This window comes from Actinoplanes sp. NPDC051537, from assembly GCF_055586105.1.
Genome location: NZ_JBVJIU010000009.1, coordinates 372,552 through 396,943, shown reverse-complemented (window position 1 = coordinate 396,943; position 24,392 = coordinate 372,552). Strand labels below are relative to the sequence as shown.

Genomic DNA, 24,392 nt, shown 5'->3' with positions numbered 1-24,392 from the left:
CCCGGTCACGAGCGACCCTCCGAAAAAGACGAGCGACCCTCCGAAAAAGACGTGCGACCCTCCGAAAAAGACGCGAAAGGCGTGGCATCCGCGCGGAAGAACGACATGCGCATCGAGTCGTCCGCGAAGCGGCTCGGCTCAGGCGGCGCAGCCAGGACGATGCCGAACCGGGTGCGGTAGGCGGCCAGCACGGCGTCGTCGTCGGGCAGGATCTCCACGGTCTGCCGGCCGCCGGCCAGGACGGTCAGCCGGTTGCCCTGCAGCGTGACCCGGCCGTTCTCGGTCGGCAGCGAGCACCACATGTTCTTCAGGAAGGTCGACGCCGGGCTGGTGCGGTACCACCACACGTTCTGCCGGAAGTCCGCGAGCTCGGCCGGCTCGTCGTAGAAGCGGTACTGCAGGACGTCGTTGCGGTACACATCGGTCGCGCCGGGCGAAGGGCGTCGGGTGGTGAACCGGCCCTGGGGATCCTCCGTCGGATCGGGCGTCTCCAGCCGTACGGGCGAAAGACTGCTCTTGCCGAAGCCGATGTCGACCAGCCAGCGATCGCCGGCGCCCGGAAAACGTACGGTCATCATCAGGTGGTTGTGCGGCGCCGTGAACCGGTCGGCGATCCACACCCGGCCCTGGTGCAGGGTGATCGGGAAGCCGAGCGCCCGCAACAGCAGGTAGAAGGCCGTGTTGATCTCGAAGCAGCCGCCGCCGCGCCGCTCCCGGACGATCTTGTCGAGGACGCGCTCGTCCATGTAGATTTCGCGCCCGAGGTGGTAGTCGAGGCTGTCGAACGGCACCGTGAACGAGTGCCTCCGCTGGAGGTCGCGCAGGGCGGCCAGATCCGGCCGGGCCGGACGCTCGGCGCCGATGCGGGCCAGGTAGTCGTGGATCATCTGGTCGGAGAGCACGGCTCAATCCTGCTCGTACGTCATGCGCATCGTGCTGTTCGCGTGCGGGCTCGGCGCCGGTGGGTGGTCGAGCTTGATGCCGAAATGCTTCTCGTACGCGTCCAGGATCGCCTCGTCGCCGGTGAGCCGTTCGATCGTCCGCTCGTCCCCGTCGATCACCACCAGCTTGTTGTCGCGCAGGATGACCCGGCCGTTCTCGGTCGGCAGCGTGCACGACAGGTTCTGCAGGAAGGGGGAGTCGGGCGACGTCCGGTACCACCAGACGACCTGCGCGCCGTCGGCCGGATCGACCGGCTCGTCGTAGAAGCGGAACTGCAACCGGTCGGCCCAGAAGACGTCGGTGGCGTCGGCGGCGACCCGCTTGGTGGAGAAGGTGCCGTGCGGGTCGTGCTGCGGCTCCTCCGACTCGAGCAGCAGGGGGTAGCGGCTGCACCGGCCCAGGCCGACGTCGACCAGCCACCGCTCGTCGCCGATTCGCACCGAGCTGACCGAGTGGTTGTACGGGGGTGTGAACTCCCGCCCGAGCCAGACCCGGCCCTGATGCATGGTGATGTCGAAGCCCAGCGCCTCGAGCAGGTAGTAGAACGAGTTGTTGATCTCGCCGCAGCCGCCGCCCCGGTGCTGGTACACCACCTTCTCGACGACCCGCTCGTCGATGTGGATCTCCTTGCCCAGGTGGTAGTCGATGGTCTCGAACGGCACCGTCAGCGTGTGCCGGGCGTGCAGCAGCCGCAGGGCGGCGGCGTCGAGACGCTCCGGCCGCACGGCGCCGATCCGGTCCAGGTACGCCAGCACCGTCTTCTCGTCGAGCATGTCCTCACCTCCGGATGAGAGCGAATCGGGGAAACAGCCGCGCCGCGTTGGCCCGGTTGACCGCGGCCCACTCGGCCGGGTCGAACGCGCCGAGCCGGGCCACCTCGTGCCCGTTCGCGGCGCCGAACGACTCCGGCATGAACGGGTAGTCGGAGCCGACCAGGATCCGGCCGGCGCCGGCGAACATCCGCAGCGAGGCGAGCGTGTGCCGGCCGCCGCACATCGCGACGTCGAAATGCAGCCGGCGCAGCGCGCTCAGCGGATCGGCCGGCAGCCGGGCGGCCAGCCCGCCGTTGATGACCGGACCGTAGGTCAGCCGGTCCGCGTAGTAGCTGATCCCGCCGCCGCCGTGGGACAGGATTATTGGCAGGTCCGGGAACCGTTCCAGCGTGCCGTTGTAGAGCAGCTGGGCGGCCAGCCGCACGGTCTCGAACGGGAACTCGTACAGGGAGAGCGGCAGGCCGAAGGCAGGCTGCCCGCTCGACGGCGGAATCCCCGGGTGGATGAAGATCGGCGTACGCCGCCGGTCCGCCTCGGCCAGCACCGGGTCGAGCACCGGGTCCCCCGGGTAGAGGCCGTCGTGGTTGGTGAGCATGCCCAGGCCGTCGAGGCCGAGCACGTCGATCGCGTACGCCAGCTCCTCGAGACAGTCGTCCACGTGCGGGATCGGCAGGACGGCGAACGCGCCGAACCGGCCGCCACCGGACGCGACGAACTCGGCGAGGTACTCGTTGAGCCGGCGCGCGAAGGCGCGGGCCCGCGACCGCTCCAGCGGGGGAACGCCCGGCCACAGGTTGACCACGGCCGCGCGAATTCCCTGCCGGTCCATCATCGCCCGGCTGCCGGCCGCGCTCCATTGTGGCCGGTCGACGCCGGTCAGCACCGTGGCGGCGCCCATTTCCCGCAGGGCGGCGGCATAGAAGTCCGGAATGATGTGGTGATGAACGTCGACCGCGTCCGCCCACGGCGGCGCGGATGGCGTGTTCACGGGATTGACATTCACGCACCCATTCTTTCGGCGCGGCAATGCGTTGCCAAGCGGGCCGCGGTTAATGTGTCACCTTTCCGGGGCCGGTTGCCCCGCTCGCTCCGGGTGCCATACATTCGATTCGCTTTATCCGGCCGCAGAGCGGTGAAGAATGGACATTCCGAATGCTGACATTCGAGGGTGACAATCGGCGGATCGGTGTGCTGGGCACCGGTTCCTATCTGCCCGGTCGCGTGGTGACCAACGACGAGGTGGTCGAGCACGCCGGGGTGACCGGCGACTGGGTGTTCCAGAAGACCGCGATCCGGCGCCGGCGCTGGGCCAAGGACGACGAGGCGACGTCCGATCTCGCGATCGGGGCGGCGCGGCTGGCGCTCGCCGACGCCGGCGTCGCCGCGTCCGAGCTCGCGCTCGTGGTCGTGGCCACGTCGACCCCGGACTCGCCGCAGCCGCCCACCGCCAGCGTCGTCGCGGACGAGATCGGGGCGGGCCGCGGCGCCGTGGCGTTCGACGTCAACGCCGTCTGCAGCGGCTTCAGCCACGGCCTGTCCGTGGCCGAGCGCCTGGTCGCGGCCGCCGGTGACGCCCCGGCCCTGGTGATCGGCGCGGACGTCTACTCGCGCATCCTGTCCCCGCGCGACCGCCGGACGGTCGTGCTGTTCGGCGACGGCGCGGGCGCCGCGGTCATCGGCGCCGGCGGGACGCACCGCATCGTGGGCACCCGGCTGGTCGGCGTGGCCGAGGCCCGCGGCCTCATCGGGGTCGCCGCCGGCGGCAGCCGCCTGCCGGCCTCGGAGCAGACGCTCCGGGACGGCTCGCACCACTTCACGATGGACGGCCGCGGCGTGCGCGAGTTCATCGGCGAGCAGGTCACGCCGGGCATATCGGCATTCCTCTCGGCGTACGGGATAAAGCCCCGCGATCTGGCGCACGTGGTGGCCCACCAGGCGAACGGCCGGATCCTGGCCGAGATGGCGGAGAGGCTCGGGGTGCCGTTCGAGCGGTTCGCCACGACCTACGGCGACTACGGCAACACCGGGGCCGCGTCGGTGCCGATCACCTACGACCAGCTGCGCCGGTCGGGCGCCGTCGGGCCCGGTGACCTGATGCTGCTCACCGGGTTCGGCGGCGGGATGGCGATGGGCATGACGCTGCTGCGGGTGGCGGGCTGACCACCTCACGAGGTGTGCCGCAGGGCCGGCTCCGCGTAGCCGGGCGCGGCGAGGACGGCGTGGGCGGCGAGGACGGCGTGGGCGGCGAGGACGGCGTGGGCGGCGGAGGCCAGCGTGGCGTGCCGGTGCCAGCCGCCGTACGAGCGGCCGGTGAAGTCGCGCAGCCCGACCCGGTCCCCGGTCGTCTCCAGGTCCAGGCCGACCCGGCGGACCAGGGCCGTGAGCCGCACCAGCTCGGCCAGGGCGAGGTCGGCGAGGCTGGTCAGCCACAGCTGGGCCGGCGCGGGCGCGCCGCAGGCGGTGAGCTCCACCAGCATCAGCGGGTCGTGCGTCCGCGTGCTCGGCAGCCGCACCGCGACGGTGCCGGCCAGCGTCGGCCGGCCGGTGGTCAGGCCGAAGACCGGCCGCCGGCTCTGCCGGGCCGCCACCGCGAGGTCGCCGGCCGTCTCGACGACCGCACCCCCGGCGGCCGCGAGGCGCAGATCCGCCGGCACGCGGACGAGCACCGGCGCGCCGTTGGCCCGCAGCCGGCGGACCACCGTCTCGGCGTCCATCTCCCGCGCGTCGGCCAGGACCGGGTCGCCGCCCGCCGCGGCCTCGCCGCTCACCTCGAGATATGTCTCGACGGTGCACGCGCCGAGGGACTGCGCGACCAGATCGTCCGGTATCGCGGCCCGGCGCCGGCGCTTCTCGTCCGCCAGCCAGTCCTCGTTGAGATGCAGCCGCCAGTTGACCGGGGCCGCGAAGCCCTCGCCGGCGGCCCAGAGCCCCACCGCGTGCTGCGCGTTGAGCGACTGCCGCAGGCCGGGGGAGTACCGCCGGCCCACGCCCACCGAATGCGTGCCGGCCTTGCGGATCAGCGTCGGGTGCAGCACCCAGGCCCGCCGCGGCGCGACGCGCGAGACGTGGTCGAGCAGGGCGCGGCGGATCGGCATCCAGTCCCAGGTGGAATCGCTGACGAAATGGTGCAGCGCCTGCTCGGCCGCCGGTTCCGCGGATAAGGCCGCGATGTTCCGGATGGATTTACGGCCGGCGGTCATGAGAAGTCCTCGGATATATTCCCGGCCACGCCGCCGCTGATCACTTCGCGGCAGCCCGGCGAGGATCTCCGTGCACAATTCCGTGATCGCTTCGTCCAGGCGCATCGTTCCCCCTCGGCGTCGCCTGCCGCAAACACAATGAGCTTGTGGTGCGGCGCCGGAGATCGTCGAGGTGGTGACGGCACCAGCCTTAGGGCCCGGATGGTTGTCCGGGACGCACGGGCCCGGTTAAATGCGATTCGAGCGGCGAATATGTGACAGAGTTATTGCCTCATCCTCCGTCGGCGATCCACAATGGACAGAAGAGTCCCGTTCCGCTGCGGAATCCGAGGAGTGCGCCGGTGTCGACGACGGTTTCCGTGTTCATCTCCCGCGGAGACCCGTCATGACCGACCCCGGCGATGTGGCGGCCCGCATCGTGGCGCGGGTGGCGTCGCTCCCGGCCGGGCAGCAGCCCCGCTGGGAGGACCGTGCCCTGCTCGGGGCCGCGCGCGGTTTGCTGGCCCGCGGCCCTGCCCTGGTCCGGGTGGCCGACGTCGACGCGCTGCGCCAGGCGCTGGCCCGGGTCGCCGACGGCACGGCCCACGTCATCCAGGCCGGGGACTGCGCCGAGGACTTCGCCGGCATCGGCGCCGACGATGTGATCCGCCGGACCGGCCTGCTCGACGTGCTGGCCGGCACGTTGCAGATGACGACGCGGCGACCGGTCATCCGGGTCGGCCGGATGGCCGGGCAGTTCGCCAAGCCGCGGTCCCGCGCCCACGAGACGGTCGGCGGGCAGGTGCTGCCGGTCTACCGGGGTCACCTGGTCAACGGGCCGGAGCCGGACCCGGCCAGCCGGCGGCCGGACCCACGGCGACTGCTCCAGGGCTTCCGGGCCGCCGAGTCGCTGCTCGCGCACCTCGGGCGGCGCACGCCGCTCGGGGCGCCGCTGGCGGGCGCCCCGGTCTGGGCCAGCCACGAGGCCCTGCTGCTCGACTACGAGCTGCCGCAGGTGCGGGCGGCCGCCGACGGCCGCATCTTCCTGACCTCGACGCACTGGCCGTGGGTGGGCCGCCGCACCAGCCAGCTCGACGGCGCGCACATCGCCCTGCTGGCGGCCATCGCCAACCCGGTCGCCTGCAAGGTCGGCGCGACCACCACGGTGCGTGAGCTCGTCGCCCTGTGCGAACGGCTCGACCCCCACCGGGAGCCCGGCCGTCTCACCCTGATCGCCGGCCTCGGCGCCGGCGCGGCCCCGGACCGGCTGCCCGCGCTCGTGCGGGCGGTGCGGTGCAACGGGCACCCGGTGATCTGGCTGGTCGACCCGATGCACGGCAACACCGTGGTCACGGCGGCCGGCCTGCGAACCCGCTACGTCGAGGCGATGATGCGGGAGATGCGCTTCTTCCGCCACGCGGCCGCCGACGGGGGCGGCGTGGCCGGCGGCCTGCACCTGGCCACCACCCCCGACGACGTCACCGAGTGCGTCACCGACGCGTCCGAGGCGGGCGAGGTCGGCGTCAACTACACGACCCTGTGGGGCCCGCGGCTCAACCCGGCCCAGGCCCGCCTGCTGGTCGGCGCCTGGGCCGCCTGAACGGACCGGAGTCAGAGGCCGAAGCGCTGCCGCAGCAGCTCGCGGTCGACGAACTTGATGGCCGAGGTCATCTGCTCCATGCCCTTCTTGTACGCGGTGGCGACCTCGACCACGCGCAGCGCCTGGTACTCGATGGCGGCGATGTTGTCCTCGTGCACGTTGTTCGCCTCATGACCGGAGACGCTGCACGTGCCGTACGGCGCGCCGTTGTTGGGCAGGCCCAGGACCTCCACGCTCGAGCCGTTGGGGACGATCAGCGAACCCCAGTGGCACAGGCAGTTGTGCAGCGCGAGGATCGCCGCCTGCTGGCCGGCGTGCGGCATCGAGCCCGAGGCGAAGACGCTGACCACCTTGTTGGCCAGGTCGCCGGGAATGGCCCACGGCCCGGAGTGGTCGATGAAGTCGAGGATCTGCGGGGCCGGCAGGCCGAAGTGGACCGGCGTGCCGAACATGATGGCGTCCGACGCCACCAGGTCGGGCATCGTCGCCACCGGGACGTCCACCGTCTCGGCGTTGAGCTCGTCGTACGCCTTGCGGTCGAGCACGAGCGGGTTGGGCAGGTCGGGAACCTTGTAGAGCTGCGCCTCGGCGCCGGCCTTCTCCGCCGCGGCCGCCGCGGCGACCGCGAGCTGGTGGGTGTTCCCGCTGCGCGAGTGGAAGACGATTGCCACCTTGATCACAAGAATGCTCCTCACGGATGGACGATCTACCGGCATCCTGTCGGCGCCGGCCGTCCCCGCAAACGGGGCGATTCATAGTTAGTCATCTCGGCGCGGACCTGACATAGCCGGTCCGCCGCCGTTGACCGGCGCGACCGCGGTCGGCTGCGCTGGCGGGCATGTCGAACGCAACCGAGCTCGCCCAGCTGCTGCCCCTGTTCGAGCATGCCTTCAACTCCCGGGACGCCGACCTGCTCGAGGAGCTCTTCGAGCCCGACGCCCTGCTGATCCTGGCCCCCGGCGAGGTGCTGGCCGGCGACGCCCGCCGGGCCCGCAACCGCGAGGCGCTCCCGCACGCCCTGCCGGTCAAGGCCACCGTCCGCCACCAGTACGTGGCCGGCGACCTCGCCCTCGTGATCAACGATTACGTCCACGAGGGCGAGACCCCCGACGGTCAGCACGTACGCCTGGCGGGCACCGCCGTCGACGTCCTGCGCCGGAGTGCGGACGGCGCCTGGCGCTGCGTCATCAGCAACCCGGCCGGCGTCGGCGGCGCCGGGTAGCTCACTCCCCGCGGTCGCCGAAGAGGGCGGCGTAACGGTCGAGGTAGAGCGGCCAGCCCTGGTCGTGGCCGATGCCGTCGCGCACCGACTCCCAGCCCGGGCCGTGCCGGTCGAGATGGCGGTGCTCCAGCTCGACGCGGGTGCGGTCGGGCGTCTCGGCGGTGAAGGTCACCTCGACCTCGCTGCACCGCCCGGGGTCGGGGTCGACCTGCCACGTCGGGCCGATGTCCCAGCTGAACACCACCCGGTGCGGCGGCTCGTAGGCCAGGACGCGGGCCCACCGGCACTCGCTGCCGTCGGTGCCGCGGTCGTAGATGTGGCCGCCCACCCGGGGCTCGAACACGGTCTCGGCGATCGGCGCCCGCAACAGGTTGTGCTCCGGCGGCTTGAAGTCGCCGAACCGCTCGGTGAACACGGCGAAGGCCTTGTCGATCGGCGCGTCCACCAGGATCTCGCGCCGCACGACGGCGTCGGACTGGGTCATGGGGTCTCCTCTTCGATGACGTTCTGATAGCCATCCAGTGCTCGTCGCCAGAACGTGTCCAGCTGGTCCTTCAGCGCGGCCACGCCGGTGGGATTGAGCCGGTAGATCCGGCGGGTCCCCTCGGCCCGGTCGGCGACCAGGCCCGCGCTCTTCAGCACCTGGAGATGCTGGGACACCGCCTGCCGGCTGATCGGAAGCTCGGCGGCGAGCTCCCCGACCGCGCGCGGCCGCTCGGCCAGGCACCGCACGATGGCGAACCGGCTGGGATCGCCCAACGCTTCCCAGCCCTGATGCTCTCTGTAAGTCGCCACGAACGAAAGCTACGACTTACACAAGGAACGGTCAAGGGTTTCATTCGTCCCGGGTGAGGTGGGCGGGGGCGGCCACCGCCAGGCTCGGCGAGTGTGGGCACCCTCCTGAGCGCCGGGGTCATTCTCATCGCGTACGCCTCGATGTCCGCCGTCCTGGATCGGCGGGGCGTCACCTCGGCGATCGTCTTCGTGGCGGCCGGCCTGGCCGTCGGCGCGGCCGGCTGGTTCGGGACCGGGGCCGAGAGCGAGGTCGCCCAGCGGGTCACCGAGCTCGCCCTGGTGCTGCTGCTGTTCAGCGACTCGGCCCGGCTCGACCTGCGGGCGCTGCGGAACCACCTGGCCTGGCCGAGCCGGCTCCTGCTGATCGGGCTGCCGCTGACCATGCTCCTCGGGATCGGCGCCGGGCTGCTGCTCTTTCCCGGGCTCGGGCTCGCGGGCGCCTTCCTGCTCTCGACGATGCTCTGCTCGACCGATGCCGCGCTCGGCCAGCGGGTCGTGGAGGACCCGGCGGTGCCCGCTCGCGTGCGGCAGGCACTGGACGTGGAGAGCGGCCTCAACGACGGTCTGGCCGTCCCGTTCTTCCTGGTCGCCCTGGACATCTCGCTGGCCGGCGCGCACGGCGGAGTGCCGTCGGCGGTGGCGCGCAACGCCGCCGAGCAGATCGGCTGGGGTCTCGTCGCCGGCGTCGGCAGCGGCGTGCTCGCCGGCCTGCTGTTCCGCCTCGCCGAGCGGGCCGGCCGGATGCACGGCCAATGGGTGCAACTGTTCACGATCGCCACGGCACTGACCGGGTACGCGGCGGCGGTCACGCTCGGCGGCAGCGGCTTCATCGCGGCGTTCCTGGGCGGCATGGCGTTCGGGCACGTGTCCCGCGAGCACGGCCTCCGGGCAACCTCGTTCACCGAGGAGACGGGCAACCTGCTGGCCGCCGTCACCTGGATCGGGTTCGGCGCGGTGGCGATCCGGGCCGTCGGGCCGGACATCACCTGGCGGGTGCTGGCGTACGCCGTGCTCAGCCTGACGGTCGTGCGGATGCTCCCGGTGGCGATCGCCTTCGCCCGCACCGGCGCGCGGTGGCCGACGGTCGCCTTCGTCGGCTGGTTCGGGCCGCGCGGGCTGGCCTCGGTGGTGTTCGGCCTGATCGCGCTCGGGCACGGCATCCCGGACGGCGCCACGGTGCTCACCACGGTCGTCGTGACGGTGGGGCTCAGCGTCCTGTTGCACGGGCTGACGGCACTGCCGCTGGTCGCCGTGTTCCACCGCTGGTACGACAAGGCCGGGGCGGAGGCCGAGGACACCCCGATGCCGCGCGCCCGGCGCAAGGTCGCCGCGGTCTGACGGCTAGCGGCCCAGGTCCCGCACGGCGCGCATCTGGTCGGCCAGCGAGTCCATCACGTTCTGCGCGACCTGCGGATCGTAGGAACCGGGCACCGGCTCGTACCGGTACTGCCAGGACACCGTGTTGCTGAAGGCCAGCACGTGCACGGCGAGCTTGGTGCCATCGCTCGCTGTCAATACATAGGCCAGTTGTACGCGATCCCGCCGCACCCCGGCGAGCGGACCGGCCGCCGTGAACCGGCTCGTCACCGTGACCCGGGTGCCCCGGCAGCCGTCGAAGGCGCCGGCCAGGCGGGCGTACTCGCGGGCGGCGCCGGCCTCGTCGGCGAACCGGTAGCTGAACAGCGAGACGGCCGACGGGCGCAGCTCCCAGAACGTGCCGACTCCGTCGAGCGCCCCGGGCGGGGGCCGGTTGAGCACGCTCGCCTCGAACAGCGGCGCGCAGGCGACCGGCTCGACGCTCCCGGGCTCGGGGACGACCCGGGCGGGTTCGATGACCGAGGCGTCGTTGGTCCCGTCCGAGCGCACCATCCCCGCGTACACCCCTTGCAGGCCGGACCGGGTGAACAGCGGCGCCGGAACCGGCCGCAGTCGCCACGCCGCCAGGCCCCCGGCCGCCGCCAGCGCCACCACGATCAGGGCGACCAGGCCGCGCCGGGAGAGGCGCGGCCGGTCGGAGCCGATCGTGAGGATGTCGGTGGAGGGCTCGGGCGTCACGGACTCACGCTGCCACTAACGGCCGGAACTGGCCAGACTCGCGGCCCGGCCCAGACGCAGGGCCGAGACGAGGAAGAAGATGCCGCCGAGCACGGCGTACCCGGCCAGGTTGCGCAGCGAGGCGTTGTCGGCGCCGGCCTGCAGGGCGAACGAGGCGCCGGCGAGCACCGAGATGCCGCCGCTGAGGATCATCGGCCACGCGCCGCCGAGCGCGCGACGGCCGACGCCGACGGCGAGCTGCACGAGCCCGGCGACGATCGCCCAGGCGCCCCAGACGCGCAGGACGGCCGGGATCCCGGAGGATGCGGCGACGGCCAGGCCGATGGCGGCGAGCGCGCTGATCGCGATGTTGACGTAGAGGCCCCGGGCCCGCGACGAGCGGGCGTCGACGACGGCGGCGGCCACGTCGAACAGCGGGTACAGCACGAGCAGCGTGACGCTCAGCGGGCCGAGGTCGTCGGCCGACGCGAACAGCAGCGCGGCCCAGACGAGGGCGAAGGCGAAGCGCACGAAGTACAGCCGGCGGAGGGGCGCGGCGACGGCGGGTGCGGTGGTGGAGGCGACGGCGGTCATGGCATCCCCGATCAGGTAGACTAACTAGTAACTCTACGAACGAGAATCAGGGATGAGTCGGCCGAAAGCAAGGGGAATGTGAGGTCCGTATCATGGACGCCGTGACGACGCCGGTGCGGGAACGACTCATCGAGGCCGCGTCCGAGCTCTTCTACGCGCAGGGCCTGCGCGCGGTGAGCGCCGACCGGATCATCGAGCGGGTCGGCACCACGAAGGTCACCTTCTACCGCCACTTCCGCACCAAGGACGACCTCGTGGTGGCCTATCTGAACGGCCGGGCCGCGATCGAGCGCGCGGGCGTCGGCGGGGCCATCGCCCGGGCCGGCGGCGATCCCGAGACGGCGTTGCGCCTGATCTCCGAGGGTCTCGGCGCGGTCGCGTGCAGCCCCGGCTTCCGCGGCTGCCCGTTCATCAACGCCGCCGCCGAGTACCCCGACCCCGACGGTCCCGTGCGGCGGGTCGTGGACGAGCACCGGGCCTGGTACCGCACGACGTTCGAGCAGCTCGTCGCGCCGCTCGACCTGCCCGACCGGGCGGCCGTGGCCGACGAGCTGATGCTGCTGCGCGACGGCGCGATGGTCGCCGGTTACCTGGGCGACCCGGCCGCGGCCGGTGGCGCCTTCCTCCGCGGCTGCCGCGCCGTCATCCGAAAGTAGACGAAGTCGTCTACCTCGGCAGCGGCGGGTGGATCACGGCGTGGGCGTGTTCCCGGGCGCTCGCGCCCAGGGCCTGGTTCAGCTCGTGGAACAACTTCTCCGCGGTCACCCCGTTCCAGCCCGGCGGCAGCAACGCCAGCGGCAGGCCCGGGTCGCGGTAGGGCAGGCGTCGCCACTCGGTCAGCATCGGAACGTACGTGGTGAAGGCCTCGAGCCGGGTGAAGGAACGGCCGAGCAGCGACCGATGCTGGCGCAGGAACTCGGCGTACAGGCCGGACAGCTCGTCCAGATCCCACCAGGTGCGGATCTTCGAGCGCAGGTCGCCGAACGCGAGATGGTCGCCGGTGAAGATGTCCACATAGGCGGCGAGCCCGCGGCGCTCGAGGGTGTGCCGCGCCTCGGCCGCGACGTTGCCCGGCGCGATCCAGACGCCCGGCGCCGCCGTGCCGAAGCCCAGCCGGGTCAGCGTGGTGCGCAGCTCGTGCCGCTTCTCCCGCTCCGACTCCGGCACCGAGAAGACGACCAGCAGCCAGCCGTCGCGGGCGGTCGCCCGGGCGCGCTGGAAGATCCGCACGTCGCCCTCGGCCAGCAGCTCGACGGTCGAGGCGGCCAGCGCGTAACCGGCGGCGCCGTCGTGGCGCCGGCTGTCGAGCACGCCGCGGCGCTTGAGCCGGGAGACGGCCGAGCGGACGGCCTGACCGTCCACGCCGAGGTCGGCCATGAGGCGTACCACCGAGGCCACCGACAGCCAGTTGTGCTCGGCCCGGGCGTACAGCCCGAAGAGGGTCAGGATCAGCTGGGCGAGACGGACGTCCCGGCCGGCGGCTGGTGCTGGGGCCGTGGTGGCGTCCGCCGTCATGCGAGGCATATTACGGTCGCCAGCGGACGTGGACCGCGTCGCCGGGGGTGTCCGCGCGCAGCAGCGACAGACGGGGGCGGACGGCGTCGGTGCGGGCGGACGGCGGCCGGCGGCGGCCCGCGGCGAACTGCACCGGCCAGTCGGCGCCGGGGCCCCGGTAATCCTGCTCGGCGGCGGCGTGCAGCGTCCACTGTGGGTCGTAGAGATGGGTGCGACCGAGCGCGCAGAGGTCGGCGCGGCCGGCGAGCAGGAGGGAGTTGACGTCGTCGTACGACGAGATGGCGCCGACCGCGATGACGGCGGCGCCGGTGCCGGCCGCGGCCTCGTGCCGGATCCGGTCGGCGAACGGCGTCTGGTAGCTGCGGCCGTACGCGGGCTTCTCGTCCGCGGTGACCTGCCCGGTGGAGACGTCGATGCCGTGGGCGCCGTGCTCGATGAAGGCGGCGGCGATCCGGACGGCGTCGTCGGTGGTGGTGCCGTCGGGCACCCAGTCGGTGGCGGAGACGCGTACCAGCAAGGGCTTGTCCGTGGGCCACACCGCCGCGACCGCATCGAAGACCTCGAGGGGAAAGCGCAGCCGATTCTCCAGGCTGCCGCCGTACTCGTCGTCGCGCCGGTTGGCGACGGGGGAGAGGAACGACGACAGCAGGTAGCCGTGCGCGCAGTGCAGCTCGAGGACGTCGAACCCGGCCTCGGCCGCGCGCTCGGCCGCCGCCACGAACTCGGCCCGGATGCGCCGCAGGTCGTCGTGGGACAGGGCCCGCGGCGCCGGCGATCCCGCGCCGTACGGGATGGGCGAAGGACCCACCACCTCCCAGCCGCCGGCGGGCAGGGGTTCGTCCATGCCCTCCCACATCAGCTTGGTCGAGCCCTTGCGGCCGGAATGCCCGAGCTGGACGCCGATCCGCGCGGTCGACCGCTCGTGGACGAAATCGACGACGCGCTTCCAGGCCGCGGCCTGCTCGGGGTTCCAGAGACCGGTGCAGCCGGGCGTGATCCGGCCCTCCGGTGAGACGCACACCATCTCGGTCATCACCAGCGCCGCGCCGCCGAGCGCCTTGGAACCCAGGTGGACCAGGTGGAAGTCGTCGGGCAGGCCGTCGACGGCCGAGTACATGTCCATGGCCGAGACGACGACGCGGTTCTTCAGCCGCAACGGCCCCAGCTGGAAGGGCTGGAACATGGCCGGGGCGCCGGCGTCGGAGCCGTCGCAGCCGCGGTCGGCGAACCGGCTCCCGATCAGGTCGGCGAACTCCTCGTCGCGGGCCCGCAGGTTGTCGTAGGTGATGCGGCGGGACCGGGTGAGCAGGTTGAAGCAGAACTCGCTCGGGTCCTGCGCCGCGTAGATGCCGATGTTCTCGAACCATTCCAGCGAGGCCTGGGCGGCGCGCTGGGTCGACTCGACCACGGGCCGCCGCTCGGTCTCGTACGCCTTCAGCGCCGTGCCGAGGTCGGCGTGCTCGTGCAGGCAGGCGGCCAGCGCCAGCGCGTCCTCCATCGCCAGCTTGGTGCCGGAGCCGATGGAGAAGTGCGCGGTGTGCGCGGCGTCGCCGAGCAGGACGACGTTCCCGCTGGTCCACCGGGCGTTGCGGACGGTGGTGAAGCTGAGCCACTTGGAGTTGTTGTCCAGCAGGCGGTACCCGGCGAGCTCGGCGGCGAACAGCTCGGCGATCCGCTTCACCGCGTAGGTGTCGGAGCAGCCCGGCGGGAAGACGGTGCCCTCGGTGGCGTCGAAGCCGGCGGCGCGCCACACGTCCTCGTGCATCTCGACGATGAAGGTGGAGCCGGTGTCCGAGTAGGGGTAGCCGTGCACCTGCATGGTGCCCCACGGGGTGTGCTTGATGAAGAACTGGAACGCCTCGAAGACCTGGTCGGTGCCGAGCCAGATGTACTTGTTGCGGCGTTCGTCGAGCGTGGGGCGGAAGTCGTCCGCGTACCGGGCCCGCACCTGGGAGTTGAGCCCGTCGCCGGCGATGACCAGGTCGTAGTCGCGGCGCAGGTCGTCGGGGTCGGGGGCGGGGGTCCGGAACCGGGTGGTGACGCCGAGGGCGGCGCACCGCCGCTGGAGCAGGCCGAGCAGCTCCTGCCGGCTCATGGCGGCGAAGCCCTGGCCGCCGACGGTGTGGCGGCGGCCGTCGAGGTGGATGTCGATGTCGGTCCACCGGGCGAACCGCGCCGCCATCGTCGCGTAGAACTCGGCGTCGGCGTTCTCGATGCCGCCCAGGGTCTCGTCGGAGAAGACCACGCCGAAGCCGAACGTGTCGTCGGGGGCGTTGCGTTCCCAGACGGTGACGTCGTGGGCGGGGTCGAGCTGCTTCATGAGGGCGGCGAAGTACAGGCCGGCGGGCCCGCCGCCGACAACGGCGATGCGCATCTGCTACCTCCGGACGAGGCCTTCTTGGGCCACGGTGGCCAGGTGGACCCCGTCGCGGGTGAAGAAACGGCCGAGGCCCAGACCGCGGCCGTGCTCGGCGGCGACCGCCTCCTGCGCGTAGAGCAGCCAGCCGTCGGCCGGGCCGGGCCGGTGGAACCACATCGCGTGGTCGAGGCTGGCGGTGACCAGGCCGGGTTCGGCCCAGGGCAGGCCGAGCACGCGCAGGACCGGCTCGAGGATGGTGTAGTCGCAGGCGTACGCGACGGCGGCCCGGTCGCGGTTGGCGGCGCTCAGCCCGGGCACGTCGCGCAGCGCGTCGAACGGCTTGATCCACACTGCCTGGTGCGACGCGCGGCCGCCCTCGACGTCGAGGTAGACCGGGCCGGGCACGTGGCGCATGTCGAAGCTGCGGCCGCCCGACCAATAGGCCTTCGAGTCGTCGGTCATCGTGCCGGCGGCCGGGGCGCCGGGGGCCGTGTCGCGCAGGACGTCGGCGGAGGAGGGGAGATCCTCGGGGGCCGGGATGTCGGCGGGCATCATGCTCGCGTACGTGTCGCCGGGCTCCCCGGTGTGGAAGGAGGCCAGCCCCGCGAAGATCGGCTTGCCGTCCTGGAACGCGCGCACCTGGCGGGTGGAGTAGCCCCGGCCGTCGCGCAGCCGCTCCACCTCGTACCGCACGGCGGCGCCGATCCGGGCCGGGCGCAGGAAGTAGCTGTGCATCGAGTGCAGCGCGCGATCGTCGCCGGCCGAGCGCATCACCGCGGTGGCGGCCTGGGCCACGAGGTCGCCGCCGTACGCCTTGGGCCACGGGCAGGGCTGGGTCGTCCCCTCGTACGCCTCGTCGAAGACCTCGGCCGGGACCGGGGTCAGCGAGATCGCCGCCGTCAGCGTCGCGGAGGTCAGGGTGGTGATCACGCGCGCCGGTACCCGGTGAGCGTGGCGTCCAGCACGTCGGCCAGGTTGACCACCAGGTTCTCCGGCGTGCGGGTGGTGATCCAGGTCAGTTCCTCGGTGGTCGACATGTTGCACTCGACGTGCGGCAGGAACGGCGGCACGAAGACCCAGTCGCCGGTCGCGAGGTCGACGTAGCTGGTGAAATCCTCGCCGTAGTAGATGCGGGCCTGGCCGGACAGCACGTAGCCGCCGGTCTCGGCCTCGCCGTGGTGGTGCGGCAGCGAGCGGAACCCGGCCCGGTTGAGCACCTTGCCGTACCACAGCCGCTTGGCCGGGGTGTGCTGGATGCTCACGCCCGAGATGCGGACCGCGTCGCCGGAGGACATGGTCTGCACGTCCTCGTCGCCGGCCCGGGTCACCACCGGGCCGAGGCTGCCGTCGGGCAGCACGTAGGCGGTGGCGTCGCCCTCCAGTTGGTAACCCTCGTAGTTCATATAGCGATTCTGTCACTGCCGTCATGTAGAGTCCATACTGCCTTTTGTCCCCCCGGAGGAGATTCGCCGATGACCGCCGTTAATCCGCCCTCCCTACCGGCGCCGAGCGGCTACTCGCACGGCACGCTGTCGGGCAACACGCTCTACCTCGGTGGGCAGACGGCCCTCGACGCCGAGATGCGGATCGTCCCGGGCGGCATCGTGCCGCAGTTCCGGCAGGCGTTCGGCAACGTGCTCACCACCCTGCGCGCGGCCGGCGGCATCCCGGAAGACCTGGTCAGCATCACGATCTACCTCACCGACATCCCGGACTACCAGGCCCACGGCAAAGAGATCGGCAAGGTCTGGCGGGAGCTGGCCGGGCCGGTCTACCCGGCGATGGCCGGCATCGGGTGCACCGCGCTCTGGCAGCCCGAGGCGCTGATCGAGATCCTCGGCGTGGCCGTCATCCCCGCCGAGCGCCTGATCTCCTAGCAGCCGTCGTCGAGCAGGTGCTCGAAGCGCAGGCCCAGGTCGGTCACGGCGATCGCGATCGGGGCCAGCGCGGCCCGGGCGTTCGCGGCGACGCACGGGGTGGGCGCCTCCCGCGCCAGCTCACGCAGCAGCTCGTACGCGCGCAGGAGTTTCTGCTCCTCGTCGGTGAGCGGGTTGTTCAGCAGATCCACCGTCATGATCGCTCCGATACGGTCGTGTGCTCGGCGGCCGGGCGCAGGTCGGTGAGGCGTTTGGCCTTGAGCTCGAAGCGGGGCAGCTCGCCGGTCCCGGCCCGCTCGAGGATGAACCGCAGCCCCTCGTGCGCCTCGGCGAGCTCGACCACCAGCACGTCGGCGAGCACGACCCAGGCCGCGTCGTCGAACCGCGGGTGCGGCTCGACCTGGAGCACCACCTCGTCGCGGGCCCCGCGCCGCTCGATGCGGATCTGGAACTCCTCGATCCCGTCGTGCGTGCGCAGGATCGCCTCGATCGCCCCGGGATAGACGTTGGTGCCCCGGACCAGCTTCATGTCGTCGGCCCGCCCGACGATGCCGCCCTCGTAGAGATCCCAGGTGCGGCCGTTGCCGGCGAACGTGGCCGGACGGCGGACCACCAGGTCGGCCGTGCGGTACCGGAGCAGCGGGATCATGCTGCGGCCGAACGACGTGCAGACCCGCTCGCCGCGCTCACCGTAGCCGAGTGGCTCCGCCGTTTCCGGGTCGATGACCTCCTCGAAGAAGTGGTCCTCGATGATGTGGCAGCCGCCGGGCTGGTTCGCCGGCTCGAACATGAAGATCGTCGACACCTCGGTCATGCCGGCGGTGTCGAACGCCTTCGCGCCCCACAGCCGCTCGATCAGCGTCTTCGTCTCGACGATGGAGCCGGCCGGCTCGCCGGACAGCACGAGCCGCTTGACCGCGGACCCGGGCAGGTCGATGCCGAGGGCCTCGGCCTCCTGGGCCATGCGCAGCGCGTAGGTCGGGGTGGTCGCGACGACGGTGGCGCCGAAGTCGGCGATCTGCCGCACCCGGGCGGCGGTGGTCTGCGCGCCGCCGGGGATGGTCAGCGCGCCGACCTTCTCGAGGCCGTTGTGCAGGCCCCAGAAGCCGATGAACGAGCCGTAGCCGAACGCCACGTAACCGATGTCCTCGGGCCGCACGCCGATGCCCCACAGCGCGTACGCCCACATCTCGGCCGCCCACGACCAGTCCTTGCGCGAGTCGAGCGCCCGCAGCGGGGTCCGGCCCGAGGTGCCGCTGGTGGTGTGCAGGCGGATCGCGGCCTCGGGCCCGGCCACCGGCAGCTCACCGTACGGCGGGTGCGCCTCCTGGCTGTCCATCCACTGCTCCCGGGTGAGGAACGGGATGCGCCGTACATCGTCGAGGGTGCGCAGCTGATCGGGGGCGAACCCGGCCGCCGCGAAACTGCGCCGGTAGAAGGGGCTGCGGGCACGCGCCCACTCGGCCACCGCCCGGATCTTGGTCAGTTGCAGGGCGGCCAGCTGCTCCCGGGGCATGCACTCGGTCTTGGGGTTCCAGTACGGCCGTCCGTCGGTCATCACCACGGCACCCGTCCTCTCCGCGTCCCACGTGACGACCAATATTGCATTGCGAACGGTCGTCAGCAAGGCGCAATATTCGTTTGCGCCTCGCTCGGTGTCGCGGTGTGGCCGTACCTAGGGCAGCGGCGCGTCTCCGTTCCGCCAGGCGCCGGCGCCCGCGCTGACGGCCGTCCGAGCCCGGCGCCACTGCTGGCGGGCCAGTTCCGAGGGCGGGGTCTCCATCTGCTCGATGCGGCGGCGGGCGGCGGCGGCCGCGGCGATCGTGGTGATGGCCGCACCGGCGATGCCGATGATCCCGCCGACCACGGTGAGGGCGGCCCCGGTGACGAGCAGCGTCGAAGACATCGGCTTGGTCATCGCGTACCTCTTCCTGTCGGTCCTGGCGTCACTATCGTGCGTGCGACCCCGGCCCGGCCTCATTCCTGCCGGATGAGTCACCCCGCCGCCGCTCCGTCGTTGATCGAATTGATCAACCCCTTCGAGCGCCTTGGATCGACCGATGCGACGTCGTGTGCTTGCCGCCCTGCTCGTGGCTCTCACCTTTGCTTCCCTTGTCAGCCCGGCCGCTGCTGATCCTGCCCAGCCGGCCGTGGTGTCCGAGAACCCGGTCGGCTACACCCCGCATGTGCTGGACGGCGCCGTCTGGGCGATGACCGTCGTCGGCCGCACGGTGATCGTCGGCGGCGAGTTCACGTACGTCGCCGACAGCTCCCGCCGGCACACCTATGCGCGCCACAACATCTTCGCCTTCGACCTGCTCGACGGCACGATCCGCGCGTTCGCGCCGGCCGTCGACGGCGGCGTGCACGCGCTGGCCGCCGGCCCCGGCGACACGGTCTACGCCGGCGGCTCCTTCACCCGGGTCAACGGCGTGCCGCAGCGCGGCCTGGCCCGGCTGTCGCTGAGCGGCGACCGGGTGAGCGCGTTCCGGGCCCGGGTGAACTACGGCGACGTACGCGCGCTGGCGGCCCGCGACGGCCGGGTGTACGCCGGGGGCACGTTCACCGCCGTCGACGGCGTGCGGCGGACCGCCCTCGCCCGCCTCGACGCCACCAGCGGCGCGGTCGACCCCGGCTTCGACGCCCAGCTCTCGGCGCCGGGCATGCGCGACACCTTCGTCGAGAGCTTCGACCTGTCCCCGGACGGCCGGCGGCTGGTGACGGTCGGCGCGCTGCGGCTGGCCGGCCGGACCACCCGGGGCCGGATCGCCATGTTCGACGTCTCCGGGCCGCGGGCGGTGCTGACCGACTGGTACACCGACGCCTACGCGGCCCCGTGCGCCCCCGGCTACGACGCGTACCTGCGGCAGGTGAAGTTCTCGCCGGACGGCTCGTACCTCGTGGTCGTCGCGACCGGGGGCACCTCGTCGCCGCAGAAGCTGTGCGACGCGGCCGCCCGCTTCCAGTCCGGCGGCGCCGGCAAGCACGACCCGGTCTGGGTGCAGCGCACCGGCGGCAACTCGCTGTTCGCCGTCGCGGTCACCGGCACCGCCGTCTACCTCGGCGGGCACCAGCTCTACCTGGACAACCCGTACGGCCACAAGACCAAGCTGCCGGGCAAGCCGCCGGTCTACACCCCCGGGCCGGGCGCGGTCCTGCGCCCCGGCATCGGCGCGGTCGACCCCGCCACCGGGCGCGCGCTGCCGTGGAACCCGACCCGCTCGCGCGGCGTGGGGGTGCGCTCGTTCGTCGCCGTGCCGCAGGGCCTGCTGGTCGGCTCGGACACCGACGAGCTCGGCCACGAGTACCACGGCCGGGTCGGCATGTTCCCGCTGCGTTGAGCCCTCAGCCGGCCCAGAACCCGCACTGGTGCTCGGCGGCGATCCGCGTGCTGACCGTGTTGCCGGTCGGTCGCAGCACCAGCGCGCTCGTCGTGGCCGAGGTGAAGCGCGGCCACGCGGCCTGGCCGGCGACGTTCGGGTCGCCGGAGCGGGCGAACGCGGCCCAGTAGCGCATCATCTGCCGGGACAGCGCGGTCTCGGCCGGGGTCAGTGGCCGGTCGCCGAGGGTGAAGTCGAACAGGTACGCCAGCTCGGCGCTGTGCGCGTCGGACATGTCGATGCCGGGCGGCTGGAAGCCGTACAGGGTCGGCGAGGTGGGGTCGTCGAACTCGTACCGGTAGGTCGGCGTCTTCCCGGCGAGCAGTCCGGCCGTCCCGTCGACGGCGCAGGCGATGCCCGAGTCGGTGGTCACCGCGGCCAGCGCGTAGAACGGCGCCGGGTAGGCCGACAGCGGGTACCGGGCCAGCACCTCGTCGGCCCGGGCGCCGTACGTCGCCCGGATCTGCTCGATGTACTGGGCGGCGGTGAGGTGGGGCCGGTCGATGATGAACAGCTTTCCTTCATCCCGTACGCCGCCGATCAGCACCGGAACGCGGTTCCACCGTCCCTGCTGGATCGCGGTGAACGGCTGTTGCGGCAGCACGCCGGTGCCGTACGTCTCGCCGCGGATCACGACCTTCTGCTCGGCGGCGATGAGGTTGGGCGCCCACGCCGAGCGCAGGCAGGCCAGGACCGTCGCCGGGTCGGTGCAGCCGGCGGCCTCCGCGTACGCCCGCCCCTGCTGTTCCGCGGTGGCCAGCGGCTGGGTGGCGAGGCCGCACCCGAGGCTCTGCATGATCGCCCGCTGGAACAGGCCGCGGGCCGGCGGCGAGGTCATCAGCGTGCAGACCGACCCGGCGCCCGCCGACTGGCCGTAGATGGTGACGTTGCCCGGGTCGCCGCCGAACGCCCGGGCGTTGGCCCGCACCCAGCGCAGCGCAGCGATCTGGTCGAGCGTCGCGTAGTTGCCGGAGTCGAGCGCCGGGATCTCGGCGTCGAGCTGGGGGAGGGCCAGCCAGCCCAGCGCCCCGAGCCGGTAGTTGATGCTGATCACGATGCTGTGGGTGAGCGAGGCCATGGTCTGGCCGCCGTAGATCACGCCGGTGCCCTGGGTCCAGCCGCCGCCGTGGTACCAGACGAGCACGGGCAGCCGGCTGTCCGGCCGGGCGCCGGACGGCCGGTAGACGTCGAGGTAGAGGCAGTCCTCGCTGACCGCCTGTCCCTCCCGGACGCCGGTGGGCTGGAACTGCAGGCAGGCGGGCGCCTGGCGGGAGGCGTCGCGGGTGCCGGGCCAGGCGGCGGCCGGCGCGGGCGGCCGGAACCGCAGGTCCTTGAGCGGCGGGGCGGCGTAGGGCAGTCCGAGGAACCGGTCGGCGCCGGCCGCCGAGACGCCGCGCACCCAGCCGTCGGCCGTGCGCACGGTGGCGGCCGGGGCGTGCCGGTGCGAGGCGGGGACGGACGCGGCCGTGCCGATCAAGGTCACCGCCAATGTGGCGGCCGCCAGCGCCAGGTTGCTTCTGATCGCCATCGAAGCACCTCCGATCAGCTATCGATCAGAGCCTATGGATGCCGGGGTCGTGAACGCAATGGATGGGCCGCCTACTTCGCAACCAGGTAGCGCACGTGGGTGGCCAGCGGCGAGCTGTAGACCTTGGCCACCTTGAGGTCGACGTCGCGGTCGAACCCCTCGAACAGCCGCTTCCCGGCGCCGAGGATCACCGGCGCGGTCGAGATGACGAGCTCGTCGACCCGGCCGGCGGCCAGCGCCTGGCGGATGATGTCGGCGCCGCCGCCGATGGCGACATCGCCGTCACCGGCCGCCTCGGCCGCCCGGTCGAGCGCCGTGTCGAGGTCGTCGACGAACCGGAACCCCGTCTCCTCGGCCGGCTGATCGGCGGTGCGGTGGGTGAGCACGAACAGCGTCCCGGGGAAGGGGTTGGTCCCGCCCCACGCGCCGGACGCGTCGTACATGCCGCGCCCGACGACGCCGGACGCCAGCGTCGCGACCAGCTCGTCGTAGAACTCCTTGTCGGCGCCGTGCATCTTGAAGTCGTGGCCACCGTCGTACGTCCACGGCCCGCCCATCACCCAGTAGTGCAGGCGCTCGCCGCCGCGCCCGAGCCCGAGCTGCGGCCCGTCCCCGGGCCCGGTGACGTAGCCGTCGACCGACGTCGTGATGGATGCGATGACCTTGCCCATGGTTCCTCCTCGGTCGGATGTCGCCAGAACAGACCGGCCGCGGCGCCCGAACTCATCGCTCTAGTACCGGCCGTGCCGGCGGATGTGGTCGTCGAGCATCTCCAGCAGGGCGGTGGTCGCCCGGGGCGGCTCCGGCGTGGCGAGCCGGGCCAGCGCCAGCGTCCACGCGTGCGCGGGCGGGTCGAGGGCGACCGGCACGACCGCGGCGCCGGCCTCGGTGGCCAGGGGTGGCACCAGCGCCACGCCGATGCCGGATTCGACGTACGCGGGAATGGTGGTCACGTCGCTGACCTCGACCGTGATCATGCGGCTGAGGCCGGCGCCGCGGAAGTCGGCGTCGGTGCGGGCGCGGTTGCAGAAGCCGATCGGCAGGTCGATGAACGACTCACCGGCCAGCTCGGCCCGGGTCACCGCCGGGCGGCCGGCGAGCGGATGGCCGGCCGGCACCAGCAGCCGCGGCTGGAACGTGGTGATCGGCTCCAGCGTCAGGCCGGGCAGGTCGGTGCCCTCGACCCCGACGAACGCCACGTCGAGGACGCGCGAGCGCAGGCCGGCCAGCAGCCCGTCGCTGCCGGCGGCGTCGATCCGCAGGCTCAGGTGCACGCCCGGGTGACGGCGGCGGAACTCGCGGACGAGCGCGGGCAGGTCGACGGTGGTGAGGCCGGCCAGGGTGCCGATGCGCAGGCTGCCGGTGACGGCGTCGCGCGTGCCGTCGACCGCGGCGCGGGCCCGGCCGAGCGAGTCGAGGGAGCGGCGGGCCTGGGGCAGCAGCGCGCGACCGGCATCGGTGAGCCCGACCCGGGTGGTGGTGCGGTCGAACAGGGTTGCGCCCAGCTCCCGCTCGAGGGCCCGCACGCTCGCCGACACCGTCGACTGCACGGCGTGGGTGCGCCGGGCGGCCCGGGTGAAGCTCAGCTCCTCGGCCACCGCGACGAAGAACTCGAGCTGACGCTGCTCCATCGACCCACCTTATCGCCGACGGCGATTGAGTCAATCAACACTATTCGTTTCCGGCGAACGCTTGGCGGGGGTAGATCTTGAGGCATGAACGTTTTCCTGACCGGCGCGACCGGCTACCTCGGCTCCGCCGTCCTCTCCGCCCTGGCCTCCGCCGGGCACCACGTGACGGCCCTGGTCCGCGACGAGGCGAAGGCGCGCGGCCGCGGCGCCGAGCTGGTCGTCGGGAGCATCGACGATCACGATCTCGTACGCCGTCTCGCCGCCGAAGCCGACGCGGTGATCGCCACTGCCTCGCCCGGCGACGCCACCAGCGCGACGGTCGAGTCCGCCTTCGCCGACGCGGTCCTCGAAGGACTGCGGCCGGGCGCCACCCTCGTGCGCACCGGCGGGGTCTGGGTGCACGGCTCCGGCGCGGCCATCACCGAGGACACGCCCCGCGACGCGCCCGCCCTGGTCGCCTGGCGGGAGGCGCTCGACACCCGGGTGCTGACGGCCGAGGGCATCCGCTCGGTGCTGATCGAGCCCGGCGTCGTCTACGGCCACGGCGCCGGCATCGTCGGCCTGGTCGTCGCCGCCGCGCGGGACGGCCACCTGGTCGGCCCCGGCACCCAGCACTGGACCACGGTCCACGTCGACGACCTCGCCGAGCTGTACGTGGCGGCGCTGACCGAGGGCGCGACGGGGTCCGTCTACCTCGGCGTGAGCGGCGACAACCCGACCACCCGGGAGCTGGGCGAGGCCGCGAGCCGCCGCCTCGGTCGCGACGCCGGGGTGACGCCGGAGGACCCGGCCGCGCTCGTCGACCGGCTCGGCGGGTTCGGTCAGGCGCTGCTGCTCGACCAGCGGGCGACCGGCGAGAAGGCGCGCCGCGAGCTCGGCTGGAAGCCGTCCCGCCCGACGGCGCTCGAGGAGATCGCGAGCGGCGGCTACGACCGGTCCTGACTGTCCGGATCCTTACCGAGC

General features: G+C 72.6%; 27 protein-coding genes. 8 read left to right on the top strand and 19 right to left on the bottom strand.

What is annotated here, in order from left to right; translation table 11 throughout:
* Positions 1 to 5: 5 nt before the first annotated feature.
* Genes ACZ6TB_RS24260 through ACZ6TB_RS24250 form a run of 3 tightly spaced genes read right to left on the bottom strand, consistent with a single transcriptional unit; the run spans position 6 to position 2,703 of the window.
* On the bottom strand, positions 6 to 902 hold the full coding sequence (locus ACZ6TB_RS24260; RefSeq protein ID WP_465557214.1) for an arylamine N-acetyltransferase family protein: 897 nt from the start codon (positions 900 to 902) through the stop codon (positions 6 to 8).
* 3 nt (positions 903 to 905) lie between these two features.
* Positions 906 to 1,715 carry an arylamine N-acetyltransferase family protein gene (locus tag ACZ6TB_RS24255; RefSeq protein WP_465557212.1) on the bottom strand — a complete coding sequence of 270 codons (810 nt, stop codon included), beginning with the start codon at positions 1,713 to 1,715 and terminating at the stop codon, positions 906 to 908.
* Between the two features lie 4 nt (positions 1,716 to 1,719).
* Positions 1,720 to 2,703, bottom strand: coding sequence for an amidohydrolase family protein (locus tag ACZ6TB_RS24250; protein WP_465557210.1), 984 nt, complete (start codon positions 2,701 to 2,703; stop codon positions 1,720 to 1,722).
* Between the two features lie 164 nt (positions 2,704 to 2,867).
* On the opposite strand from ACZ6TB_RS24250, the gene ACZ6TB_RS24245 reads away from it, so the two are divergent.
* Positions 2,868 to 3,875 (top strand): 3-oxoacyl-ACP synthase III family protein, encoded by a 1,008-nt coding sequence (locus tag ACZ6TB_RS24245; protein ID WP_465557208.1) that lies wholly within the window; start codon positions 2,868 to 2,870, stop codon positions 3,873 to 3,875.
* A gap of 5 nt (positions 3,876 to 3,880) precedes the next feature.
* Here the strand turns inward: ACZ6TB_RS24245 and ACZ6TB_RS24240 are convergent, their stop codons facing one another.
* Complete coding sequence (locus ACZ6TB_RS24240; RefSeq protein WP_465557206.1) at positions 3,881 to 5,020, bottom strand: IS701 family transposase; 1,140 nt, start codon at positions 5,018 to 5,020, stop codon at positions 3,881 to 3,883.
* A 280-nt stretch (positions 5,021 to 5,300) separates the two neighbouring features.
* Here ACZ6TB_RS24240 and ACZ6TB_RS24235 point away from each other — a divergent pair, with 280 nt between their 5' ends.
* The gene (locus ACZ6TB_RS24235) at positions 5,301 to 6,494 is read left to right on the top strand and encodes a 3-deoxy-7-phosphoheptulonate synthase (RefSeq protein WP_465557204.1); all 1,194 of its coding nucleotides are present in this window, start codon (positions 5,301 to 5,303) and stop codon (positions 6,492 to 6,494) included.
* Between the two features lie 11 nt (positions 6,495 to 6,505).
* On the opposite strand, the gene ACZ6TB_RS24230 is transcribed toward ACZ6TB_RS24235, so the two are convergent.
* Positions 6,506 to 7,189, bottom strand: a complete 684-nt coding sequence (locus tag ACZ6TB_RS24230; RefSeq protein ID WP_465557202.1) for a flavodoxin family protein — start codon at positions 7,187 to 7,189, stop codon at positions 6,506 to 6,508.
* A gap of 143 nt (positions 7,190 to 7,332) precedes the next feature.
* Here ACZ6TB_RS24230 and ACZ6TB_RS24225 point away from each other — a divergent pair, with 143 nt between their 5' ends.
* The gene (locus ACZ6TB_RS24225; RefSeq protein WP_465557200.1) at positions 7,333 to 7,716 is read left to right on the top strand and encodes a YybH family protein; all 384 of its coding nucleotides are present in this window, start codon (positions 7,333 to 7,335) and stop codon (positions 7,714 to 7,716) included.
* Between the two features lies 1 nt (position 7,717).
* Here ACZ6TB_RS24225 and ACZ6TB_RS24220 read toward each other — a convergent pair whose 3' ends face one another.
* Positions 7,718 to 8,200, bottom strand: a complete 483-nt coding sequence (locus ACZ6TB_RS24220; protein ID WP_465557198.1) for an SRPBCC family protein — start codon at positions 8,198 to 8,200, stop codon at positions 7,718 to 7,720.
* Positions 8,197 to 8,511: an ArsR/SmtB family transcription factor gene (locus ACZ6TB_RS24215; protein WP_465557196.1), complete on the bottom strand. Its 315-nt coding sequence runs from the start codon at positions 8,509 to 8,511 to the stop codon at positions 8,197 to 8,199. Before ACZ6TB_RS24215 ends, ACZ6TB_RS24220 begins: the two co-directional genes overlap by 4 nt.
* 93 nt (positions 8,512 to 8,604) lie before the next feature.
* Here ACZ6TB_RS24215 and ACZ6TB_RS24210 point away from each other — a divergent pair, with 93 nt between their 5' ends.
* Positions 8,605 to 9,849, top strand: a complete 1,245-nt coding sequence (locus tag ACZ6TB_RS24210) for a cation:proton antiporter (RefSeq protein ID WP_465557194.1) — start codon at positions 8,605 to 8,607, stop codon at positions 9,847 to 9,849.
* Positions 9,850 to 9,852: 3 nt separating this feature from the next.
* Here the strand turns inward: ACZ6TB_RS24210 and ACZ6TB_RS24205 are convergent, their stop codons facing one another.
* Together ACZ6TB_RS24205 and ACZ6TB_RS24200 are read right to left on the bottom strand one after the other, a co-directional pair.
* A complete protein-coding gene (locus ACZ6TB_RS24205; RefSeq protein ID WP_465557192.1) occupies positions 9,853 to 10,566 on the bottom strand; it encodes a hypothetical protein in 714 nt (237 codons plus the stop codon).
* Positions 10,567 to 10,581: 15 nt separating this feature from the next.
* Positions 10,582 to 11,139, bottom strand: a complete 558-nt coding sequence (locus ACZ6TB_RS24200; RefSeq protein ID WP_465557190.1) for a hypothetical protein — start codon at positions 11,137 to 11,139, stop codon at positions 10,582 to 10,584.
* Between the two features lie 101 nt (positions 11,140 to 11,240).
* On the opposite strand from ACZ6TB_RS24200, the gene ACZ6TB_RS24195 reads away from it, so the two are divergent.
* Positions 11,241 to 11,795: a TetR/AcrR family transcriptional regulator gene (locus tag ACZ6TB_RS24195; RefSeq protein ID WP_465557188.1), complete on the top strand. Its 555-nt coding sequence runs from the start codon at positions 11,241 to 11,243 to the stop codon at positions 11,793 to 11,795.
* 10 nt (positions 11,796 to 11,805) lie between these two features.
* On the opposite strand, the gene ACZ6TB_RS24190 is transcribed toward ACZ6TB_RS24195, so the two are convergent.
* The 4 genes from ACZ6TB_RS24190 to ACZ6TB_RS24175 are packed head-to-tail and all read right to left on the bottom strand — an operon-like array spanning position 11,806 to position 16,416.
* Positions 11,806 to 12,654, bottom strand: a complete 849-nt coding sequence (locus ACZ6TB_RS24190) for a PaaX family transcriptional regulator (protein WP_465557186.1) — start codon at positions 12,652 to 12,654, stop codon at positions 11,806 to 11,808.
* Between the two features lie 10 nt (positions 12,655 to 12,664).
* Positions 12,665 to 15,028 (bottom strand): bifunctional salicylyl-CoA 5-hydroxylase/oxidoreductase, encoded by a 2,364-nt coding sequence (locus ACZ6TB_RS24185; protein ID WP_465557184.1) that lies wholly within the window; start codon positions 15,026 to 15,028, stop codon positions 12,665 to 12,667.
* Positions 15,029 to 15,031: 3 nt separating this feature from the next.
* Complete coding sequence (locus tag ACZ6TB_RS24180; protein WP_465557182.1) at positions 15,032 to 15,943, bottom strand: acyl-CoA thioesterase; 912 nt, start codon at positions 15,941 to 15,943, stop codon at positions 15,032 to 15,034.
* A complete protein-coding gene (locus ACZ6TB_RS24175) occupies positions 15,940 to 16,416 on the bottom strand; it encodes a cupin domain-containing protein (protein WP_465557180.1) in 477 nt (158 codons plus the stop codon). Before ACZ6TB_RS24175 ends, ACZ6TB_RS24180 begins: the two co-directional genes overlap by 4 nt.
* A 69-nt stretch (positions 16,417 to 16,485) precedes the next feature.
* Here ACZ6TB_RS24175 and ACZ6TB_RS24170 point away from each other — a divergent pair, with 69 nt between their 5' ends.
* Positions 16,486 to 16,890 carry a RidA family protein gene (locus ACZ6TB_RS24170; RefSeq protein ID WP_465557178.1) on the top strand — a complete coding sequence of 135 codons (405 nt, stop codon included), beginning with the start codon at positions 16,486 to 16,488 and terminating at the stop codon, positions 16,888 to 16,890.
* Here the strand turns inward: ACZ6TB_RS24170 and ACZ6TB_RS24165 are convergent.
* The 3 genes from ACZ6TB_RS24165 to ACZ6TB_RS24155 all read right to left on the bottom strand — a co-directional run bounded on the left by ACZ6TB_RS24165 (position 16,887) and on the right by ACZ6TB_RS24155 (position 18,808).
* A complete protein-coding gene (locus ACZ6TB_RS24165; protein WP_465557176.1) occupies positions 16,887 to 17,087 on the bottom strand; it encodes a DUF6052 family protein in 201 nt (66 codons plus the stop codon). The two genes, ACZ6TB_RS24170 and ACZ6TB_RS24165, sit on opposite strands and share 4 nt — an antisense overlap.
* Positions 17,084 to 18,448, bottom strand: coding sequence for a phenylacetate--CoA ligase family protein (locus tag ACZ6TB_RS24160; protein ID WP_465557174.1), 1,365 nt, complete (start codon positions 18,446 to 18,448; stop codon positions 17,084 to 17,086). The genes ACZ6TB_RS24165 and ACZ6TB_RS24160 overlap by 4 nt, the downstream gene beginning before the upstream one ends.
* A gap of 117 nt (positions 18,449 to 18,565) precedes the next feature.
* Positions 18,566 to 18,808 carry a hypothetical protein gene (locus ACZ6TB_RS24155; RefSeq protein WP_465557172.1) on the bottom strand — a complete coding sequence of 81 codons (243 nt, stop codon included), beginning with the start codon at positions 18,806 to 18,808 and terminating at the stop codon, positions 18,566 to 18,568.
* 142 nt (positions 18,809 to 18,950) lie between these two features.
* On the opposite strand from ACZ6TB_RS24155, the gene ACZ6TB_RS24150 reads away from it, so the two are divergent.
* Positions 18,951 to 20,231 carry a delta-60 repeat domain-containing protein gene (locus ACZ6TB_RS24150; RefSeq protein WP_465557170.1) on the top strand — a complete coding sequence of 427 codons (1,281 nt, stop codon included), beginning with the start codon at positions 18,951 to 18,953 and terminating at the stop codon, positions 20,229 to 20,231.
* A gap of 4 nt (positions 20,232 to 20,235) precedes the next feature.
* On the opposite strand, the gene ACZ6TB_RS24145 is transcribed toward ACZ6TB_RS24150, so the two are convergent.
* The 3 genes from ACZ6TB_RS24145 to ACZ6TB_RS24135 form a co-directional block, all read right to left on the bottom strand.
* On the bottom strand, positions 20,236 to 21,798 hold the full coding sequence (locus ACZ6TB_RS24145; protein WP_465557168.1) for a carboxylesterase/lipase family protein: 1,563 nt from the start codon (positions 21,796 to 21,798) through the stop codon (positions 20,236 to 20,238).
* Positions 21,799 to 21,869: 71 nt separating this feature from the next.
* Positions 21,870 to 22,469 (bottom strand): dihydrofolate reductase family protein, encoded by a 600-nt coding sequence (locus tag ACZ6TB_RS24140; protein WP_465557166.1) that lies wholly within the window; start codon positions 22,467 to 22,469, stop codon positions 21,870 to 21,872.
* Positions 22,470 to 22,529: 60 nt separating this feature from the next.
* Positions 22,530 to 23,429: a LysR family transcriptional regulator gene (locus tag ACZ6TB_RS24135; protein ID WP_465557164.1), complete on the bottom strand. Its 900-nt coding sequence runs from the start codon at positions 23,427 to 23,429 to the stop codon at positions 22,530 to 22,532.
* Positions 23,430 to 23,513: 84 nt separating this feature from the next.
* On the opposite strand from ACZ6TB_RS24135, the gene ACZ6TB_RS24130 reads away from it, so the two are divergent.
* Positions 23,514 to 24,371 (top strand): NAD-dependent epimerase/dehydratase family protein, encoded by an 858-nt coding sequence (locus ACZ6TB_RS24130; RefSeq protein ID WP_465557162.1) that lies wholly within the window; start codon positions 23,514 to 23,516, stop codon positions 24,369 to 24,371.
* Positions 24,372 to 24,392: the final 21 nt, after the last annotated feature.

Excerpts from the sequence above, each read along its gene's own strand:
- ACZ6TB_RS24255 (WP_465557212.1), bottom strand. The coding sequence starts at position 1,715 with ATGCTCGACGAGAAGACGGTGCTGGCGTACCTGGACCGGATCGGCGCC.
- ACZ6TB_RS24245 (WP_465557208.1), top strand. The coding sequence starts at position 2,868 with ATGCTGACATTCGAGGGTGACAATCGGCGGATCGGTGTGCTGGGCACC.
- ACZ6TB_RS24240 (WP_465557206.1), bottom strand. The coding sequence starts at position 5,020 with ATGCGCCTGGACGAAGCGATCACGGAATTGTGCACGGAGATCCTCGCC.
- ACZ6TB_RS24235 (WP_465557204.1), top strand. The coding sequence starts at position 5,301 with ATGACCGACCCCGGCGATGTGGCGGCCCGCATCGTGGCGCGGGTGGCG.
- ACZ6TB_RS24225 (WP_465557200.1), top strand. The coding sequence starts at position 7,333 with ATGTCGAACGCAACCGAGCTCGCCCAGCTGCTGCCCCTGTTCGAGCAT.
- ACZ6TB_RS24220 (WP_465557198.1), bottom strand. The coding sequence starts at position 8,200 with ATGACCCAGTCCGACGCCGTCGTGCGGCGCGAGATCCTGGTGGACGCG.
- ACZ6TB_RS24200 (WP_465557190.1), bottom strand. The coding sequence starts at position 11,139 with ATGACCGCCGTCGCCTCCACCACCGCACCCGCCGTCGCCGCGCCCCTC.
- ACZ6TB_RS24190 (WP_465557186.1), bottom strand. The coding sequence starts at position 12,654 with ATGACGGCGGACGCCACCACGGCCCCAGCACCAGCCGCCGGCCGGGAC.
- ACZ6TB_RS24185 (WP_465557184.1), bottom strand. The coding sequence starts at position 15,028 with ATGCGCATCGCCGTTGTCGGCGGCGGGCCCGCCGGCCTGTACTTCGCC.
- ACZ6TB_RS24175 (WP_465557180.1), bottom strand. The coding sequence starts at position 16,416 with ATGAACTACGAGGGTTACCAACTGGAGGGCGACGCCACCGCCTACGTG.
- ACZ6TB_RS24170 (WP_465557178.1), top strand. The coding sequence starts at position 16,486 with ATGACCGCCGTTAATCCGCCCTCCCTACCGGCGCCGAGCGGCTACTCG.
- ACZ6TB_RS24165 (WP_465557176.1), bottom strand. The coding sequence starts at position 17,087 with ATGACGGTGGATCTGCTGAACAACCCGCTCACCGACGAGGAGCAGAAA.
- ACZ6TB_RS24160 (WP_465557174.1), bottom strand. The coding sequence starts at position 18,448 with ATGACCGACGGACGGCCGTACTGGAACCCCAAGACCGAGTGCATGCCC.
- ACZ6TB_RS24155 (WP_465557172.1), bottom strand. The coding sequence starts at position 18,808 with ATGACCAAGCCGATGTCTTCGACGCTGCTCGTCACCGGGGCCGCCCTC.
- ACZ6TB_RS24150 (WP_465557170.1), top strand. The coding sequence starts at position 18,951 with ATGCGACGTCGTGTGCTTGCCGCCCTGCTCGTGGCTCTCACCTTTGCT.
- ACZ6TB_RS24145 (WP_465557168.1), bottom strand. The coding sequence starts at position 21,798 with ATGGCGATCAGAAGCAACCTGGCGCTGGCGGCCGCCACATTGGCGGTG.
- ACZ6TB_RS24140 (WP_465557166.1), bottom strand. The coding sequence starts at position 22,469 with ATGGGCAAGGTCATCGCATCCATCACGACGTCGGTCGACGGCTACGTC.
- ACZ6TB_RS24135 (WP_465557164.1), bottom strand. The coding sequence starts at position 23,429 with ATGGAGCAGCGTCAGCTCGAGTTCTTCGTCGCGGTGGCCGAGGAGCTG.
- ACZ6TB_RS24130 (WP_465557162.1), top strand. The coding sequence starts at position 23,514 with ATGAACGTTTTCCTGACCGGCGCGACCGGCTACCTCGGCTCCGCCGTC.